General features: G+C 78.7%; 1 protein-coding gene. It reads left to right on the forward strand.

The genetic code is table 11. The features are described 5' to 3' along the window. A partial coding sequence (locus tag G3I40_RS42185; protein ID WP_203645807.1) for a CoA transferase occupies positions 1 to 361 on the forward strand: 361 nt, incomplete at both ends.

Below are 361 nucleotides of genomic sequence, written 5' to 3' on the forward strand. Positions count from 1 at the left end.
ACCTGACGGACGGCGCCGACCGGCGCACCTTCGACGACCTGCTCGCCGGGGCGGACGTGGTGGTCACGGGCTACCGGCCGGGCGCGCTCGACCGGTTCGGGCTCGCTCCCCAGGCGCTCGTGGAGCGGCGGCCGGGGCTCGTGGTGGCGCAGTTGTCGGCGTGGGGCACGTACGGGCCGTGGGGCGAGCGGCGCGGGTTCGACAGCCTGGTCCAGGCGGCGACGGGCATCGCGGCGGTCGAGGGCGCGCCGGACGCCCCCGGGGTGCTGCCCGCCCAGGCCCTCGACCACGGCACCGGCTACCTGATCGCGGCGGCGGTGCTGCGCTCGCTCACCGAGCAGGCGGCGCAGGGCGGTTCGCG

This window comes from Streptomyces sp. SID14478, from assembly GCF_010548525.1.
Taxonomy (GTDB): domain Bacteria; phylum Actinomycetota; class Actinomycetes; order Streptomycetales; family Streptomycetaceae; genus Streptomyces.